The 17,498-nt window shown below is 63.9% G+C and carries 15 protein-coding genes; 3 read left to right on the top strand and 12 right to left on the bottom strand.

All coding sequences use genetic code 11. The features are described from left to right. Window positions 1-127 precede the first annotated feature (127 nt). On the top strand, window positions 128-1,945 hold the full coding sequence (gene edd / locus DFR48_RS07485) for a phosphogluconate dehydratase (RefSeq protein ID WP_114362544.1): 1,818 nt from the start codon (window positions 128-130) through the stop codon (window positions 1,943-1,945). Between the two features lie 81 nt (window positions 1,946-2,026). On the opposite strand, the gene DFR48_RS07480 is transcribed toward edd, so the two are convergent. Then, window positions 2,027-3,229 (bottom strand): MFS transporter, encoded by a 1,203-nt coding sequence (locus DFR48_RS07480; RefSeq protein WP_114362543.1) that lies wholly within the window; start codon window positions 3,227-3,229, stop codon window positions 2,027-2,029. 84 nt (window positions 3,230-3,313) lie between these two features. Here DFR48_RS07480 and DFR48_RS07475 point away from each other — a divergent pair, with 84 nt between their 5' ends. Then, entirely contained in the window at window positions 3,314-4,327 is a 1,014-nt protein-coding gene (locus DFR48_RS07475; protein WP_114362542.1) for an AraC family transcriptional regulator, read from the top strand. A 4-nt stretch (window positions 4,328-4,331) separates the two neighbouring features. Here DFR48_RS07475 and DFR48_RS07470 read toward each other — a convergent pair whose 3' ends face one another. The 7 genes from DFR48_RS07470 to DFR48_RS07440 all read right to left on the bottom strand — a co-directional run bounded on the left by DFR48_RS07470 (window position 4,332) and on the right by DFR48_RS07440 (window position 13,174). After that, window positions 4,332-5,609: a DUF2778 domain-containing protein gene (locus DFR48_RS07470; protein ID WP_245415544.1), complete on the bottom strand. Its 1,278-nt coding sequence runs from the start codon at window positions 5,607-5,609 to the stop codon at window positions 4,332-4,334. Window positions 5,610-5,958: 349 nt separating this feature from the next. Further along, window positions 5,959-6,366: a hypothetical protein gene (locus tag DFR48_RS07465; protein WP_112689027.1), complete on the bottom strand. Its 408-nt coding sequence runs from the start codon at window positions 6,364-6,366 to the stop codon at window positions 5,959-5,961. A gap of 134 nt (window positions 6,367-6,500) precedes the next feature. Further along, window positions 6,501-7,592 carry an ABC transporter ATP-binding protein gene (locus DFR48_RS07460; protein ID WP_114362541.1) on the bottom strand — a complete coding sequence of 364 codons (1,092 nt, stop codon included), beginning with the start codon at window positions 7,590-7,592 and terminating at the stop codon, window positions 6,501-6,503. Window positions 7,593-7,609: 17 nt separating this feature from the next. Then, the gene (bglA, locus tag DFR48_RS07455) at window positions 7,610-9,265 is read right to left on the bottom strand and encodes a beta-galactosidase BglA (protein WP_114362540.1); all 1,656 of its coding nucleotides are present in this window, start codon (window positions 9,263-9,265) and stop codon (window positions 7,610-7,612) included. Between the two features lie 39 nt (window positions 9,266-9,304). Further along, complete coding sequence (locus tag DFR48_RS07450) at window positions 9,305-10,468, bottom strand: carbohydrate ABC transporter permease (protein ID WP_114362539.1); 1,164 nt, start codon at window positions 10,466-10,468, stop codon at window positions 9,305-9,307. Between the two features lie 16 nt (window positions 10,469-10,484). Beyond that, complete coding sequence (locus tag DFR48_RS07445; protein ID WP_114362538.1) at window positions 10,485-11,726, bottom strand: carbohydrate ABC transporter permease; 1,242 nt, start codon at window positions 11,724-11,726, stop codon at window positions 10,485-10,487. A gap of 95 nt (window positions 11,727-11,821) precedes the next feature. Beyond that, window positions 11,822-13,174, bottom strand: coding sequence for an ABC transporter substrate-binding protein (locus tag DFR48_RS07440; protein WP_114362537.1), 1,353 nt, complete (start codon window positions 13,172-13,174; stop codon window positions 11,822-11,824). 276 nt (window positions 13,175-13,450) lie between these two features. On the opposite strand from DFR48_RS07440, the gene DFR48_RS07435 reads away from it, so the two are divergent. Continuing rightward, entirely contained in the window at window positions 13,451-14,476 is a 1,026-nt protein-coding gene (locus tag DFR48_RS07435; protein WP_114362536.1) for a LacI family DNA-binding transcriptional regulator, read from the top strand. Between the two features lie 26 nt (window positions 14,477-14,502). On the opposite strand, the gene folD is transcribed toward DFR48_RS07435, so the two are convergent. From folD to DFR48_RS07415, 4 genes are all read right to left on the bottom strand, one after another. Beyond that, a complete protein-coding gene (folD, locus tag DFR48_RS07430) occupies window positions 14,503-15,402 on the bottom strand; it encodes a bifunctional methylenetetrahydrofolate dehydrogenase/methenyltetrahydrofolate cyclohydrolase FolD (protein ID WP_114362699.1) in 900 nt (299 codons plus the stop codon). 155 nt (window positions 15,403-15,557) lie between these two features. Further along, window positions 15,558-16,340 (bottom strand): WecB/TagA/CpsF family glycosyltransferase, encoded by a 783-nt coding sequence (locus DFR48_RS07425; RefSeq protein ID WP_114362535.1) that lies wholly within the window; start codon window positions 16,338-16,340, stop codon window positions 15,558-15,560. Window positions 16,341-16,597: 257 nt separating this feature from the next. Further along, window positions 16,598-17,128 (bottom strand): flagellar basal body-associated FliL family protein, encoded by a 531-nt coding sequence (locus DFR48_RS07420; protein WP_114362534.1) that lies wholly within the window; start codon window positions 17,126-17,128, stop codon window positions 16,598-16,600. Then, window positions 17,128-17,493, bottom strand: a complete 366-nt coding sequence (locus tag DFR48_RS07415; protein WP_112689009.1) for a hypothetical protein — start codon at window positions 17,491-17,493, stop codon at window positions 17,128-17,130. Before DFR48_RS07415 ends, DFR48_RS07420 begins: the two co-directional genes overlap by 1 nt. Window positions 17,494-17,498 lie beyond the last annotated feature (5 nt).

Genomic DNA, 17,498 nt, shown 5'->3' with positions numbered 1-17,498 from the left:
CGCCCTCCTTGTCGCGTCCGCACCGCCGGCAGCCCGACTGCCGGCCGGGCCGGCGCCGAGATGAGCCCGAACGGGCGTGCGATCTTCCCTTCGCGGTCCGTTCACCCGAACAGACAGGATGACATCCATGACCGCCGACAAACGCATCGAAGCCATCACCAGGCGAATCGTCGAACGCTCGAAGCCGAGCCGCGAGCGCTATCTCGACCGCGTCCGCAGCCAGATCGCCAAGGGCGTCCACCGCTCCGTGCTCTCCTGCGGCAATCTCGCCCACGGCTTCGCCGCATGCGCGCCGTCGGAGAAGGCGGATCTCGCCGGCGACACCGTGCCCAATCTCGGGATCATCACCTCGTACAACGACATGCTGTCGGCGCATCAGCCGTTCGAAACCTTCCCCGCAATCATCCGCGACGCCGCGCGCGAAGCCGGCGGCGTGGCGCAGGTGGCCGGCGGCGTTCCGGCCATGTGCGACGGCGTCACCCAGGGCCAGCCCGGCATGGAGCTCTCGCTTTTCTCCCGCGACCTGATCGCCATGGCGACGGCCGTCGGCCTCTCGCACAACATGTTCGATGCGGCGGTCTATCTCGGCATCTGCGACAAGATCGTCCCCGGCCTGGCGATCGCAGCGCTGACCTTCGGCCACCTGCCGGCCGTCTTCATTCCGGCCGGGCCGATGACCAGCGGCCTGCCGAACGACGAAAAGTCGCGCATCCGCCAGCTCTATGCCGAAGGCAAGGTCGGCCGCGCCGAACTGCTGGACGCGGAATCGAAATCCTATCACGGTCCCGGCACCTGCACCTTCTACGGCACGGCAAACTCCAACCAGATGCTGATGGAGATCATGGGCCTGCACATGCCGGGCGCCTCCTTCGTCAACCCCAACACGCCGCTCAGGGACGCGCTGACCCGGGAGGCCGCCAAGCGGGCGCTCGCCATCACCGCACTCGGCAACGCGTTCACGCCGGTCGGCGAGATGATCGACGAACGCTCGATCGTCAACGGCGTCGTCGGGCTGCATGCAACCGGCGGCTCCACCAACCACACCATGCACCTCGTTGCGATGGCGCGCGCCGCCGGTATCGAGCTGACCTGGCAGGACATCTCCGATCTCTCCGACATCGTGCCGCTTCTCGCCCGCGTCTACCCGAATGGCCTCGCCGACGTGAACCATTTCCATGCCGCCGGCGGCATGGGCTTCCTCATCAAGGAACTCCTGAAGGGCGGTCTCCTGCATGAGGACGTCCGCACCGTCTACGGCCACGGGCTCGCCGCCTACACCGTCGAGCCGAGGCTCGCGGACGACGGAACCGTTCAACGCGAGGCGGCCCCCGAGAAGAGCGCTGATCCGAAGGTGCTCGCCTCAATCGAAACGCCGTTCCAGCCGACCGGCGGCCTCAAGATGCTGACCGGCAATCTCGGCAAGTCGGTGATCAAGATCTCCGCCGTGAAACCCGAGCGGCACGTGGTCGTGGCGCCGGCGATCGTCTTCCATGACCAGCAGGAGTTGCAGGACGCGTTCAAGGCGGGCAAGCTCGACCGCGACTTCGTCGCCGTCGTCCGCTTCCAGGGCCCGCGCGCGAACGGCATGCCGGAACTGCATCGCCTCACCCCGCCCCTCGGCGTGCTGCAGGACCGCGGCCACAAGGTGGCGCTCGTCACCGACGGGCGGATGTCCGGCGCTTCGGGAAAGGTGCCGGCGGCGATCCACGTGACGCCGGAGGCGAGCAACGGCGGACCGATCGCCAGGATCCGCAACGGCGACATGATCCGGCTGGACGCGGTCACCGGGACGCTGGAAGTGATGGTGGACGCGGCCGAGTTCGACGCCCGCCCGGCGGTTACGGTCGATCTTTCCGAGAACGAATTCGGTCTCGGCCGCGAACTCTTCGCCACCTTCCGCCGCACCGCCGGCCCCGCCGACCAGGGCGCCAGCGTCCTCTACTGACCGGAAACGCGACACCCTCTCCTCCAGACGGAGGAGAGGGTGCTGTCTGCCGGGCCTCGTACTGCCCGCTTCCAAATGGTCCTATTCGGCCAGCGCGACCGCCGGCGGCCGGACGCCGACCATGATCGTCAGGCCCGCCACAAGAAGGGCGAGGCTGCTCGCCGAAAAAACACCGGCAGCGCCGGACACGTCAAAGATCACGCCGCCGGCGGCAGCGCCGAGCGCGATCGAGAACTGGATCGCCGCGACCAACAACCCGCCTGCCGTCTCCGCCTGATCGGGCACCGCACGGGTGAGCCAGGTGGTCCAGGCGACCGGCACAGCGCCGAAAGCAAGCCCCCAGAGCGCGACCACGGAGACATCGACAACCGCGCTCTGGCCGAAACCGACGAGAGACATGGCGAGAACCGCAAGCAGCAGCGGCGCTGCGGTCAACGTCATGCGCAGGCTGCGCCCCAGCAACGGTCCCGCAAGCAACGTTCCTAGGAAATTGGCGAGCCCGAAACCCAAGAGGATACCGGAAACAGCGCTGATGCCTGCATCCGTGACCTCTTCGAGGAAGGGACGCAGATAGGTGAAAAAGGCGAAATGGCCGGCGAAGACCAGCGTGACGCTTGCCATGGCAAGCCCGATACCCGGCCGTGCCAATACCTCCACGAGCGTCGACAGGCGCGTGCTGCCAGTTGGCTGCATCGAAGGGAGCGTGATGAACTGTACGACAAGCGCCAGGCCGCCGAGCCCTGCGGCGAGAAAGAAGACGCTCCGCCAGCCGGCCAGATCTCCGAGGAAACTGCCGAGCGGTGCGGCGAGGATCGTCGCCGCCGAGACGCCGCTGAACATGATCGAGAGTGCCCGCGGGATGAAGACCGGCGGCACCAGCCGCATGGTGACGGCCGTCGCCATGGTCCAGAAACCACCGAGCGCCAGTCCCAGCAGCACCCGGCCGAGAAGCAGCATCGTCAGGCCGGGAGCCAGTGCGACGAAGAGGTTCGACGCCACCAGCAATATCGAGAAGAAAAGCAGAAGGTGGCGCCGGTCGGCACGCCGCGCCGCAGCGGTAATCAGAAGGCTGGCGGCAAAACCGACGACCGCGGTCGCGGTCACCGCCTGCCCGGCCGTCCCTTCGCTAATGCCGAGTTCGGCGGCGATCGGCGTCAACAGGCTCGCCGGCAGGAATTCCGCAGTCACAAGGCCGAAGACGCCGAGCGCCATGGAGATGACGGCGGGCCAGGCCGGCGCTTGCGGTCCGCCGGCGCCCCGGTCGCGGTTGGTCGTGGAAGTCATCGGTTTGTCCTTTCGCGATGGGAGGAGTTACATGGCAAGAAGCTAGGCTGGACTCTCCGGACTTTCTATGCCACATAGTCCGTTATGCTTGATCGAAAGTCCGACAGTCCAACTCCGTCCGGCTTACTCGACACGGACCTCGTCAGCGAGTTGCTGCTCGGCATGCGGCTCGTAGGCGTCGACTACCGCCGCATGGAGCTCTCGCCACCCTTCGCCTATGCCTTCGGCGAAGGAGACAGCCGCGCCAAATTCCTGTTCGTGGCGCGTGGGTCGATTGCGCTGCGGGCACCGAGCGGCGTACTTCATGAAATGAAGGCGGGCGATGCGGCGCTTCTGCCGCGCGGTGGCCTTCACCTGATCGGTTCATCGCCGGACATCTCCCGGCCCTGCACCGAGCTCGCCTCGTTGCGGCGGGAGCCTCTCTGCTCGATGGTGAGCGACATCAGGGCCTGCGACGAGAGCGCCTGCAGCGAGAAGGAACGCGTCCTGATCTTCTCCGCCTGCATGGATTTCGATCTCGGCAGCATGCATCCGCTCGTGGCGCTGATGCCCGAGGTCATGCGGGTGGGCACGATCATGGTGCGCTATCCGGAAATCCTGCCGATGCTGGAGGCGATGGCACGGGAGGTCAGCCAGGGCCGCGCCGGCTATGCGGGCATCCTCGCCCGCCTCGCAGACGTGGTCGCAGCCTCCATCGTCCGGGCATGGGTGGAATGCGGCTGTGGCGACGCGACCGGCTGGATTGCCGCGCTACGCGATCCGCGTCTCGGGCGCGTGCTGGTCGCCCTTCATCGCGAGCCCGGTCGCGACTGGACGCTTGCGGAACTGGCGAAGCTCATGGGCGCATCACGCTCCGTCTTCGCCGAGCGTTTCCTTGCGGTTACGGGCGTGACGCCCGTGCGCTACCTGACTGAGCTTCGCATGCGGCTTGCCGCCCAGTGGATCAGCCGCGACCGCATGCCGATCGAGACCGCCGCCCATCGTCTGGGCTACGGTTCGCAGGCGGCCTTCTCGCGGGCATTCAAACGGGTAACCGGACGACCGCCCGGCGCACTCGCCGGCGAGGCAAGGCAGGAACGGTCCCCCACTGCGATGTAGTGCCTCAGAGCATCGCCATGTAGCGGTTGAGGTCGGCCATGCGCGGCACGACGATCAGGGTCTTGACCTCGCCGCGCTTGAAGGCGTTCAAGAAACGGTTGTAGTCGTTGAAGACGACGCAGCCGGAGGAATCGCCGCGCACCCTCAGGAGATAGGTGTGGGTGAGAAAGCCGTCACGGCCATACATCTTGGCGTCACCGACCGGGGTCATGCGGATCGCCTCGACCCCGTGGAAGCGGGACTCGCGCATGCGCAGGCTGTAGACGTTCGGCGGCGTCGAGCCGCGCATCTTCACATGGACGTATTTCGGATTGTCTCGGTAGGAACCGCGGCCGGAATGGGCTTCGAGCTTCTCGCCGTTCGGCATGTGAACAATGCCGGCGGAGATGTCGTAGACGGCAATCCGGCTACCGCGGCCGGGAAGCTGCGCCTTGCGGCCGAAGATCGATGGACGGTCCTCGTCCTCCTCGATGATCGTTTTCGAAGGCTTGGCATAGGTGAGGAGCGGCGACTTCGCCGGCTTGTCCTCCGGTTTGGGGTCTTGCTCGACTTCGGCCTTCGCGGCAGGCGCGGCAATCCGCGGGCGCACCGCGGGCAAAGGCCCGTCTTCCGGAAGGGCGTCGTCGATCTCCTCGCCGCCAGCAAGCACCTCGTCGAAGGCATCCTCGACGAGCGCGCTGTCGACCGTCTCGCGCGCCGAGGTGGGTGCGGCATAGGCGAGCGCGGTCGCCGCGTCGTTCGAGGCGGGAATCGAGCCGGTGGTCAGTTCGTCGTTCGTAGAGGCTGCAGAGGCCGTCATCTGCGCCTTGGCGAACGTCGCCTGCTCCTTCTCGAGTTCGGCCGCAAGAGCAAGCCTCGCCACACGCTCGCCATCCGCGCGGGCCAGCGCCTTCTTCAGAACCGCCAGCGCCTGCTCATCGGGGGAGACACCGGCCCGCGACCAGGCGAGCCGGTCGGACTTGTCGACGGACGTGAGGCTCATCTCATCGGGAAGGACAGCGAATTCGGCATCGTCGGTGCTGGCGACCGCCGCGGCGATCCGCATCTTGGCGGCCTCGATGACGGCCGGCGGCGCCGGCGGACGAGAGGTCTTGGAAGACGGGCTGGCGACGAGCGAGGCATCGTGGAGCGCCAGTGCCAGGCCGGCCCTGGTGCCGTGCCGGTAGGCGACATCGCCGGAGCCACCCATGGTGTGGACGGTCGCAATGACCGCCGAGGTCCAGAGCGCGGTCACCACGCCGGCGCCGAGCAGCCCTGCCACAACGAGAGACTTGCGGGACACACCGCCTCTTAGTGAGGCACTGTTCTGCTGACGACGCAACTGGGTCAGGGACGACATACTCTTACTCGCTACCGGACACAAAACTCATCCGCCGCTCCTGCCCAGCAACTTTGCCGAATTGATGATCCGGTTATGGCCAAAGAGGGGCGACGCCTTTCGGACAAGCTAAACTATGAAGAAAGTTGGTAACCAAGAGGTTTACGCGCTGCGAAGAAGTGTGCCCCGGCGGCCGGAGAGCCGCAGGATGGGTCCGGGAATGGGGTCGACGATGCCGGCAAACAGAAAGGCCGCGCACAGGCACGGCCTCGTATTCGTTCGTCATCGCTTCCGCTTCAGCGGAAGACGGTTCTCACCAGGAACGGATGTCGAGCACCTTGTCGCGATGGGCGGGATGGGTCGAGAAGACGAAGATGCGATCGAGCTCCTTCTCCGTAAGCAGGCGAAGGAAACGCACTTCGATCGTGTCGTTGACGAAGACCTTCATCAGGACACAACCGATCTTTGAAATCCGCGCATCGGGGATATCGAGGTAGAACTGTTGCGGCAGCGTGTACTGGGTGAGCAGTGCGAGGATGGCGCTGCTGCGGGAAATCCTGATGACGTCGCAGCGCCGCGCCGCCATGTGCATGACGCCCTTTTCGGTATACTCGATGCGCGCCGCATTGCGGGTGTCTTCCATGCGGAACCGCCCTTCGCGGTCGTACATGAAGGATTCTTCCCTCTGCAGGTAGTTCGTGCCACCCGAAAAGCTTCCCATCTCGGTTCCCCTTCCACATCGTCTGAAGGAAAAGTAGCTCTTCGAGATTTAACAGAACGTGACATCACGAAGGCCCAAACCTGCGTTCCGTGCGGGTTCTGTATCATGGCAAACGAGAGGTTAAGGACCTGTGGTCAACCCTTGTAATAGCTGCGCCCGCTCTCATCGAAGAGATGCAGTTTCACCCGGTCCGCGGCAAAGCGCAGCGTCGCACCCTTCCTGACGTCGGCCACGCCCGGCAGCTTGACCGTGATCGGTTCGTCCTCGACCGGGCCATCGACATGGAGGAGGGTCACTTCGCCGAGCGCCTCGACGAGACTGACGGTGCCCTCGAAGAGCTGGTTGTCGCCGTTGGCGATGCTGAGATCCTCCGGCCGCACACCGAAGCTCGCCTTCTTTCCCTTGTCAGTGGCCGGCGTCTGGATGTCCACCGAAACGGTGCTGCCATCCTTGAGTGCGATCGTCGTCGTCTTGCCGGTTTCGACGATCGTTGCAGGCATGATGTTCATCGCCGGCGAGCCGATGAACTGCGCGACGAAAAGGTTGGCAGGGTGCTCGTAAAGCTCGAGCGGCGCGCCGACCTGCTCGATACGGCCGGCCGAGAGCACGACGATGCGGTCGGCAAGCGTCATCGCCTCGACCTGGTCATGGGTGACATAGATCATCGTCGTGTCCGGCATGCTCTCGTTGAGCTTGGCGATCTCGATGCGGGTCGCCACGCGCAATGCCGCATCGAGGTTCGACAGCGGCTCGTCGAAGAGGAAGACCTTGGGGTCGCGGCAAATCGCCCGGCCGATCGCGACGCGCTGGCGCTGGCCGCCGGAGAGCGCCTTCGGCAGCCGGTCGAGATACGGGCCGAGCTGCAGGATATCGGCGGCGGCCCGCACCCGGCGGTCGATCTCGTCGCGGGCGAGCCCGGCGATCCGCATTCCGAAGGCCATGTTGTCGTAGACCGTCATGTGCGGATAGAGCGCATAGGACTGGAAGACCATGGCGATGCCGCGCTTCGAGGGCGGGACATCGTTGACGATCTGACCGTCGATGAGGAGCTCGCCGGAGGTCACATCCTCCAGCCCGGCGATCATGCGCAACAGGGTCGACTTGCCGCAACCTGATGGCCCGACGAAGACGATGAATTCGCCCTGCTTGATCTCCAGGTCGATGCCGTGAAGGACTTTGACCTGCCCGTAATTCTTGCGGATATCCTTCAGAACGAGACCTGCCATGTTCTCCCCTCTCGTTGTCAGCCACGACGCGCGAAGAACGCGCCCCAGGCCGGAAGCTTGATCTTGTCACCAACGACTTCGACTGCAAAGCCGTGCCCTTCGAGTGCCGTCCACCGGCCGGCGGGCATCGTCAGCGTCGCCGGTTCCGCACTCATGTTGAACGCGCAGAGGACGGTTTCGTCGCCGAGAATGCGGCTGTAGACGAGTGCCGTCGCGTCGACCGTGTGGAACTCGATCGCGCCCTTGACGAGCGCCGGATGGCCACGTCGGAAGCCGAGGAAGCGACGGTACTGCTCGAGCACGGAATCTTCCCTGCCCTCCTGCACGCTCACGGCGTTCAGGACATGCTCGACCGGGATCGGCAGCCAGGTCTTCGCGGCGGTGGAGAAACCCGCCTGGGCGGCGAGATTGTCCCAGACCATCGGCGTGCGGCAGCCGTCGCGTCCCTTGAACTCCGGCCAGAACTCGATGCCGTAAGGATCCTGCAGGTCCTCAAAGGCAATGTCGGCTTCGGTGAGCCCCAGTTCCTCGCCCTGGTAGATACAGACCGAGCCGCGCTGGGTCATCAGAATTGCCGCCATCAGCTTGGCGAAGGCGGTACGGTCAGCGACGCCAGCACCCCAGCGGCTCACATGGCGGACCACGTCGTGGTTGGAGAAAGCCCAGCAAGCCCAGCCCTCCGGCGCGGCTGCGGCGAAGGCCCTCTGGGTCTCGGCGATCACCTTCGGGGTCAACGGCTCGGGAGCCAGGAACTCAAAGGCATAGCACATCTGCATCTTGTCGTTGCCGGACGTGTACTGGCCGACGATCTCCAGCCCGTACTGGCTGTCGCCCACCTCGCCGACGGCCGCGATCGCCGGATACTCCTCGAGCAGCGCACGGAAACGCTTCAGGAATTCGAGGTTTTCCGGCTGGTTCTTGTCGTGGAGGTGATCCTGGAAGTTATAGGGATTGACCGCCGGCGCGGTGGAGGCGTTGCGCCGTTCCGGCGCAAGCGGCGGGTTGTCGCGCAAAAGCCTGTCGTGGAAGTAGAAATTGATCGTGTCGAGCCGGAAGCCGTCCACACCTCGCTGCAGCCAGAAGCGCGTGGCGTCGAGCACCGCATCCTGGACCTGCGGATTGTGCATGTTGAGGTCCGGCTGCGAGGTCAGGAAGTTGTGCATGAAATACTGCATGCGGGTCGGGTCCCACTGCCAGGCGGACCCGCCGAAGATCGAGAGCCAGTTGTTCGGCGGCGTGCCGTCCGGCTTCGGATCGGACCAGACATACCAGTCGGATTTCGCATTGATGCGGCTCGAACGGCTTTCGACGAACCACGGATGCTGGTCGGACGTATGCGAGATGACGAGGTCGATCATGACCCTGATCCCGAGGCGATGGGCCTCGGCGATCATCGCGTCGAAATCGGCCAGCGATCCGAACATCGGATCGACGTCGGTATAGTTCGAGACGTCGTAGCCGAAATCCTTCATCGGCGAGGTGAAGAAGGGAGAAATCCAGATGGCGTCGGCGCCCAGTCCCGCGATGTGCGGCAGGCGCGCGGTGATCCCCTTGAGATCACCGATGCCGTCGCCGTTGGAGTCCTGGTAGGAGCGCGGATAGATCTGGTAGATCACCGCGCCGCGCCACCAGTCCTTGTCGGGCGAGAGCGTCGCCTCAGTCATTGCTGTCATGTTTCTTCCTTCTGTATTGTACATTTCGGCCGCCGCCGATCAGCCGCCCTTGACCGAACCTGCCAGCAGGCCACGGACGAGGTAGCGCTGCATCGCAAAGAAGACGGCCAACGGCACAGCCATGGAAACGAAGGCTGCCGTCGCGAGGATTTCCCAGTTGCCGCCGCGGGTTCCGAGAAGCTCGACGATCTGGTTGGTCATGACGGTGGTTTCCCCGGTGGCGTCGATCAGGAAAACCTTGGCCACCAGAAGATCGTTCCAGGTCCACAGGAACTGGAAGATCGCGAAGGACGCGAGCGCGGGAAACGAAAGCGGCAGGATGATGCGCGTGAAGATCTGGAAGTCGGTAGCGCCGTCCACCTTCGCGCATTCGATGATGTCGCGCGGCAGGCCGACCATGTAGTTGCGGAGCAGGTAGATCGCGAGCGGCAGGCCGAACCCGGTGTGGGCGAGCCAGACGCCGAGATAGCCCTTGCCGATGCCGATGGCGAGATGCAGCCTGAGAAGCGGGATGAGCGCGAGCTGCAGCGGAACGACAAGCAAGGCGACAACGGCGGCGATCAGCAGGGCGCGGCCTGGAAACTCCATCCACGCGAGCGCATAGGCGGCAAAGGCCGCGATCAGAATCGGGATGACCGTGGCCGGAATCGTCACCGTCAGCGTGTTGAAGAAGGCATTCGCCATAGAGTCGGTCGTCGAACCGGAGAGAAGCACGTGCCGGTAGTTGTCCAGCGTAAACTTCGGAGGCACCGTCGCGGTCACGAAGAGACGCGGGGGCCGGCTTCCGGTGAATTCGGCATTGCTCTCGATGCGATAATCACCGTTCGCCTGAAGGGTGACACGGCCGCTCTCGCCGAGATCGGCGGTATCGCCCGGCGCATACTGGCCGATAGCGCGCGAGGACGTTCCCCAGGCCGATATGTTCATCTCGGCGGAGGCTTTGTTGTCGGCGAGAATATTGCCCGAAAGGACGTAGAGGCTCCCCTCCTGCTTCTGCGCAGAAGGCGCGGCCGCGCGCAGGACAAGGTTTTGCTCCTGAGGGAACAGGGAACTCCACCAGCCGCTGGTCGCGATCTGATCCGCGGTGCGGAAGGACGAGATGAAGAGGCCGGCCGTCGGCAACAGCCAGAGGACCACCAGAACGAGAACCGAGATGTGGACCGCCCATACGAGGCCGGATTTCTTGCCTGCGATCGATGCCATTGTTCCAGCCCCTCGCTCAGCGCATTTCTTTGCGCGCGTTGTAGACGTTCCAGACCAGGATCGGCAGCACCAGGAGCATGATGACGATGGCGCTCGCCGAGCCGACACCCCAGTCATTGGCGCGGAACAGCTTGTCGTACATGTAGTTGGCGAGAACCTGTGTCTCCCACTGGCCGTTGGTCATGGCATAGACGATGTCGAAGATCTTCAGGACGACCAGCGTGATCGTGGTCCAGACGACGACCACCGTGCCCATGATCTGCGGCACCTTGATCTTGAAGAAGATCTCGAAATCGTTGGCACCGTCGATGACCGCCGCCTCGACGGTCTCTTCCGGTATCCCGCGCAGGGCTGCCGAGAGGATCACCATGGCAAAGCCAGTCTGAATCCAGATCAACACGACCATCAGAAAGAAACTGTTCCAGAAGGAAATGGTGAGCCAGGTCTGGGGCTGCCCGTAGGGAAAATCGAAGGCGAAGACCGCGTAGACCGAATGGAGGGAAAGATAGCAGAGCCACGCGCCGGCGCCGGTGATCGCCAGGCGAACCGGCACGCCTTGCCAGGAGCTTCCGCCGTGGTAGCCGACTCCCCAGACGAGCGGGCGAAGCGCCTGGTAGATGCCGTAGGCGACGAAGGCCGCAAACGCGAGCAGGATCAGCGCCGGCAGAAGACGCAGCACGAGGAGGGAACCCCAGCCTCCGTCGAAGGAAAGCCAGAGAGCGTTCAGGATACCGATCTGTTCCTGCCCGGCGGCACGCGTGTCATAGACCAGCTTGAAAATGACCGAGGCGCCGACAAAGGAAATCGCCATCGGCATGAAGATCAGGGACTTCGCAAGACTACCCCAGGAGATACGGTCGGTCAGCTGGGCGGCGAGAAGGCCGAAGGCAGTGGATGCGGCCGGCACCACGATCAGCCAAAGCATGTTGTTGCTGATGGCTTCCCAGAACTTCGATTCGTTCAACATCCGCTGATAGTTGGCGAACCCCACGAACGCGCCGCCGGCGCTGCGATCGGTGAGCGACAGCCACAGCGTCGCGAAGACGGGGTAGGCGAGATAAAGGCCGAGCGCGAAAAGGGCGGGAAACAGGAACAGCCACGGCCGAACCATATTGGCCCGGTTGATGTTGCGCCCGGCGTTCGGGCCTGCCGCGGGGAAAAGAACACGGTCGAGAAAAACGTTCGACAGGTAGAAATAGGCGACACAACCACCGACACCGATGACGATCGTAACCAGAGCCTGCAATGCTGGATGCATGATGTCCTCCCCCGACGCTTGCCGTCCGGCTGCGCGGTTCTCCCGGGGCGCGATGCCCCGGGAGAGCCCGTCAGCAGCATTCTTCTCCGTGACGCTTACTTTATGGCGTCCCAGGACTTCTGAATGGACGCGGCGACATCGTCGGCGGACTTGCCACCGACATAGTCGACCATGCCGGTCCAGAAGCTGCCGGCGCCGACGGCACCCGGCATCAGGTCGGAAGCGTCGAAGCGGAAGGTGGTCGCCTGCAGCAGGATGTCGTTCATCTTGCGGACGGTCGGATCGGTGAAGACCTCGGTGTTGACCTTCTTGTAGGGGGTCAGGAAGCCCTTCTGCGCCATCCAGATTTCATGGGCGATCGGCGACTTCAGGAACTCGATGAAGGCGCGGGCAGCCTTGCTGTCCTTGGTGATGGTGAAGGTCGTACCGGCCCCGAGAACGGGATTGCCGAGATTCTTGTCGGCATAGGCCGGGAAGTAGAAGAAGTCGACATCCTGACCGACGACCGTGCCTTCGGGGAAGAAGGACGGGATAAAGGAGGCCTGGCGATGCATGTAGCACTGCGGGGGCGAGGAGAAGAGGCCCTTCGGGCTGTCACGGAAATCCGTGGAGGCGACGGCTGCCGTGCCCCCGGCAACGAACTTGTCGTTCTTGGCGAACCAGCCGAACTCGTTGATCGCGTTGATGACAATCGGGTCGCTGAACTTCATCTCGTTGGAAACCCACTTGTCGTAGTTCTCCGGCGAGGTGGTGCGCAGCATCAGATCTTCGACCCAGTCCGTCGCCGGCCAGCCCGTGGCCGCGCCCGAACCGAGACCGATGCACCACGGCGTGCCGCCGTCGGCGACGATCTTCTCGGTCAACGCCTTCAGTTCCTCCATCGTCTTCGGCACTTCATAGCCGGCATCCTGGAAATTCTCCGGAGAATACCAGACGAGCGACTTCAGGTCGGTCTTGAAGGGAAAGCCGTAGAAATGCTTGGCACTATCCTTGCCGGCATAGGTGCCGAGGTCGACCCAGGACTGACCGGCCGCATAGTTGTCCTTGAGCCAAGTAGCGTTGTCGTCGCCGAGATCGGTCAGGAAGCCGCGCTTTGCCATGTCGGATGCCAGGCCGGGCTGCGGGAAGATCGCGATGTTCGGAGCCGAACCGGCTTCGAGGTCGACGACGATCTGCTGCTCGAAGCTGTCGGAACCGGTGTAACGCACGTCGGCGCTTGTCGCCTCGGCAAAATAGGCAAGAACACTCTCGACCAGCTGCTGGTCGGGGCCGAGCCAAGGCCCGAAAATGGTGATCTGCTCGCCCTTGAGCTGCGTCTTCTTCAGCTCCTCGTAGCTCGCCCAGTTGAACTTGCTGTCTTCGCCGGGCTTGAACTTCAGCTCCGCAGCACCGGCGGACACGGCAGTCAGGGCGAGTACGGCAACGCCCAAAGTAAAGGCCTTCTTCATGTGATCTTACCTCCCATCACACTCTCCGTCGGATGAGCCGACGGGCCAAATTGTCAATAAGCGGGTTATTCAAAGCGCTTTGGCTTCTCAGTCATTTCACTTTGCAGGAAAAAGAGTCAAGCTCTTTTCGTCACGTCGGCCCTGGATGCCGCGTGCTTTCGCGATCACTCAAACAACGCAAGATTGCCTTTTTATTTTCTTGTTGTCAGCCCCCGGGCTGCTGCTAAATAGGCCGAGCTCCCCAAAGGAGCCGGCGCCCAGGAGGAGTGGAGGACCGTGAACCTCAAGCAATTGTCGGAACTTCTCGGCCTGTCGCAGACGACGATCAGCCGGGCGATCAACGGCTATCCGGAGGTCAACGAAGAAACGCGAAAGCGCGTGCTCAAGGCGGCCGAAGAGACCGGCTATCGCCCAAACCGTGCCGCGCAGCGCCTTGCGACCGGACGAGCGGGATCGATCGGCCTCGTGATGCCGACGGCCGCCGGACACGCCTCCGACGTGCATTTCGGCGAATTCCTGTCCGGCATCGGCGAAGAAGCGCTGAAGCACGATTTCCATTTCGTCATCATGCCTTCCCATCCGCGGGAAGAAGAACAGGCGATCCGCTGGCTGGTGGCGAGCGGCAGCGTCGACGGGTACTACCTCGCCTACATGCGCGAGAAAGATCCCCGTATCGCCATGGCGAAATCGCTGCACGTACCCTTCCTGATCCACGGACGTTCACACGGCCTGCAGGACGACTATCCCTATCTCGACGTCGACAACGAGGGTGCGTTCCGCGATGCGACCGACCTTCTGCTCGATCTCGGCCACCGGCGGATCGCACTTCTCAACGGCCCGCGGGATCTGGATTTCGCCATTCGCCGCAAACTGGGCACCAAGGCGGCGCTCAAGGCGCGTGGCCTGTCGCTCGACCCCGCCCTCACCCACCACACCGCGATGACCGACGAACAGGGCTTCCGGCAAATGTCGGCGCTGCTGCAGGAGAAGGATCCGCCGACGGCCGTGCTCTGTGCCAGTACCGTGCTGGCGCTCGGCGCCGTCAGAGCCATCAATCTCGCCGGCCTCCGGCTCGGGCACGATATCTCGCTCGTCGCCCATGACGACGTCCTGCCGCTTCTCAAGCCGGAGAATTTCACGGTACCGCTGACGACCACCCGTTCATCACTGAGGGCTGCCGGCATTCGCATAGCCGAGCGGCTGATCGCGCAGATCAAGCGGACGGAGCCACAGCCCGCGGAGCAGGAACTCTGGAAGGCCGACCTCGTCATCCGCGCATCGACCGGACCGGCCCCGCGCTGAGCGGACCGGCCCCGGCGGGATCGCCGTCAGAATTTCGGCGCCGGCTTGCCTTCCGCCCGGTAGGCGGCGATGACCGTATTCGCCATCAGCATGGCGATCGTCATCGGACCGACACCGCCGGGAACCGGCGAGATAGCACCGGCGACAGGCGCGCATTCCGGGAAGGCGACGTCGCCGACGAGCCGTGTCCTGCCCTCGCCCCGCTCCGGTGCAGCGATGCGATTGATGCCGACGTCGATCACCGTCGCACCCGGTTTCACCCAGTCTGCCTTGACCATCTCGGGCCGGCCGACCGCGGCCACCAGGATATCGGCGTTGCGGGCAAGTGCCGGGAGGTCACGGCTGCGCGAATGGCCGATGGTGACGGTGGCATTGGCGGCGAGCAGGAGCTGCGCCATCGGCTTGCCGAAGAGATTGGAGCGGCCGATGACCAGCGCGTTGAGGCCGGACAGGTCGCGGCCGTGGATCGACCGGACGAGGATCATCGCCCCGGCCGGCGTGCAGGAGACGAGACCGGTCTCGCTGTCTCCCGTCGCAAGCTTGCCGGCATTGACGACATGCAGGCCGTCGACGTCCTTTTCGGGCAGGATCGACTGGATGACCCTCTCCGAATCGAGGTGCTTCGGGAGCGGCAGCTGGACGAGCACACCGTCGACCGACGGATCGGCATTGAGTTCCGCCACGAGCGCCAACAGCGCCTCCTGCGTCGTCTCCTCCGGGAGCGTATGCTGAACGGAGGTGAAACCGCACTCCTTCGCCATCCGGCTCTTGGAGGCCACGTAAGTCTGGCTCGCCGGGTCAGTGCCGACCAGGACAACTGCCAGTCCCGGCCTCCTGCCGGTATCCTTTTCCAGATCCGCGGCCGCTTTCGTCACTGCCTCGATGACCGAAGCTGCCGCCTTCTTGCCGTCAATAACCGTGGTCACGCTCATCCCCTCACGTTGGTTTGCTGCCGGCAAAGCTAGCGTCCGGGACGTAGCGCCGTTTGCCTGTGCCCGCCCTATGGTGTCAAAAAACGGCAATTGCAAGCGGAAACCAAGCGCGCCGGACCGCGGGAATGCAAGCCAGAGACCGCTCCGGGTCACGACCTGTGATCGCGACGCCCGGCAATCTTGTGCTGCACGACCCTCAGGAGGAAGACCGGAATGCCGACGACATAGCGGTACCAGAGACGCTTCGGCTCGATCCAGAGGCGGTAAGCCCATTCCCATCGCAGCCGCCGCACCCACTCCGGTGCACGCGGAACCCGTCCGGCAAGGAAATCGAAGAGCGCGCCGACACCGATGACGACGCGGGCATGCTCCGGGGCGATGTTCCGGCCGATCCACTTTTCCTGCAGCGGCGTTCCCATGGCGACCAGCAGCACGTCGACCTTCGCCGCGGCCAGTTTTTCCAGCACCGCCGCACTGTCGTTCTTGTCGAAGAAGCCGTCGGCGATCTCGATGATCTCGTGCCAGGGGCTGTGTTCCCGCAGCCGCGCCGCGGCCTTCGACAGAACGTCCGGATGGCCACCGATGAGGCCGACACGCTTGCCCACGGCCATGTAGGTGAGAAGGGCGGGCACGAAGTCGGTTCCGTTGAGGTTTGCGGCAAACGGCACGCCGTTGAACGACTTCGACGCGATATCCATGCCGATCCCGTCCGGCAGGACGAGGTGCCCCTCGAGCACCCTGCGGTATTCCTCGTCGGCCAGCATGATGTTGGCGTTGTTCGCGTTGAGGAAGAATATCTGGGTCTGGCCGGAGGGCGAAGAAGCCAGATCGCTCACGAGGGCGAGCGCCTCCTGCCAGCTCATGTCGCAGACCGGGAATCCGAAAACCGTGCGATGCTGCGAGCAGGTTGTCTTGTTCGCGGCAGACGTCATTTCAAGCCTGCTCCGGCCCGGCCGCGGGAACACCGTTCGAAACCTCGGAAGGGAAACGCATCAGGCGACGGCATCGGACTCAGGCTCCGGGAGAACAATCGGAATTCCCTTAGCAGCTGAATATCACATTGCGCTTAAGAAAATCAGTCAAATGCACAGCGCCACATTAACCGCGCATTCCGCATTGGCCGAGGCGACTGCCCCGCGGAAGGATCGGAGGCCCTATGGACGACACGGCGCGAAGCCGGTCGGCGCCGTCAGTGGGTGGCCGGATCCTGAACCTTCACACCTTCAACGATCTTGACGGGTGCGGCGGTCGGGCTCTTGGGCGCCTCGCTGGTGGCGCGGACGTCTTCTTTCGACAGGTAGTCGAGCTGTTCGACGAGGACCTCGTCGACGAGGCCGTCTCCCAGCCGCTTGTTGATGTCGGCCTTTATCGCCTCACGGAACGCTGCGAGGTCGAAGGACTCGGTATCGGCGAGATCGACCATCTTGTTGCCGACGAGCAGCGTGAACAACTCATCGGTCATCACCTCGGTCATCGGCAGATTGGCGCCCTTGAGCTTCTCCTTGTTCACCATGAAGGAAATGCGCCCGAGGAAATAGCCTTTGACGCCTCCGCTGGCGATCATCGGAACCGTGATCGACTCTCCGCGGACAAGCTCCGTCGGCACTTTGGCGTCGGCTTCGGGTGCGGCGACGGGCGCCGTCGCCATGCGAACGGAGAAGAAGACCGCTCCGAGCGTGATGATGCAAACCCACAATCCGGCGAAGACGAGTTTGACCATCAGTTTTCGCTGTACCGGAACTGTTCCTGGGAGTAGGTGCCGTCAGCGTCGGCATCCCTGACTGCACCTTTGAGGAGATCGGCGACCGCGCGGACGGCGTGAAGGTGGGCCTCGACGCGCTGTGCGTTCAGGTCAAGCTTCTTCTTCAGGCTGTGCATCTGCTCGATGTAGCCCGCCGCCAGGTCGCGCGGATCGGAGTCGCGGCAGAGCATGGTGAGTTCGTAAAGGCAGCGACTCTTGTGCGCATTGGAAACCTTGAGGTCGAACTCCGGATCCTTGCCGATGCGCTGGTTCTCGTTGTCGATGATCATTTCAAGACGGCCGAGAACCGTCTTGATGCGGTAGTCGCTAGAGGTGACTTCCATTTAGA

Source organism: Ciceribacter lividus, assembly GCF_003337715.1.
GTDB lineage: Bacteria > Pseudomonadota > Alphaproteobacteria > Rhizobiales > Rhizobiaceae > Allorhizobium > Allorhizobium lividum.
Note: the sequence above shows the minus strand (reverse complement) of the source record. Positions and strands in the feature narration are given on the sequence as shown.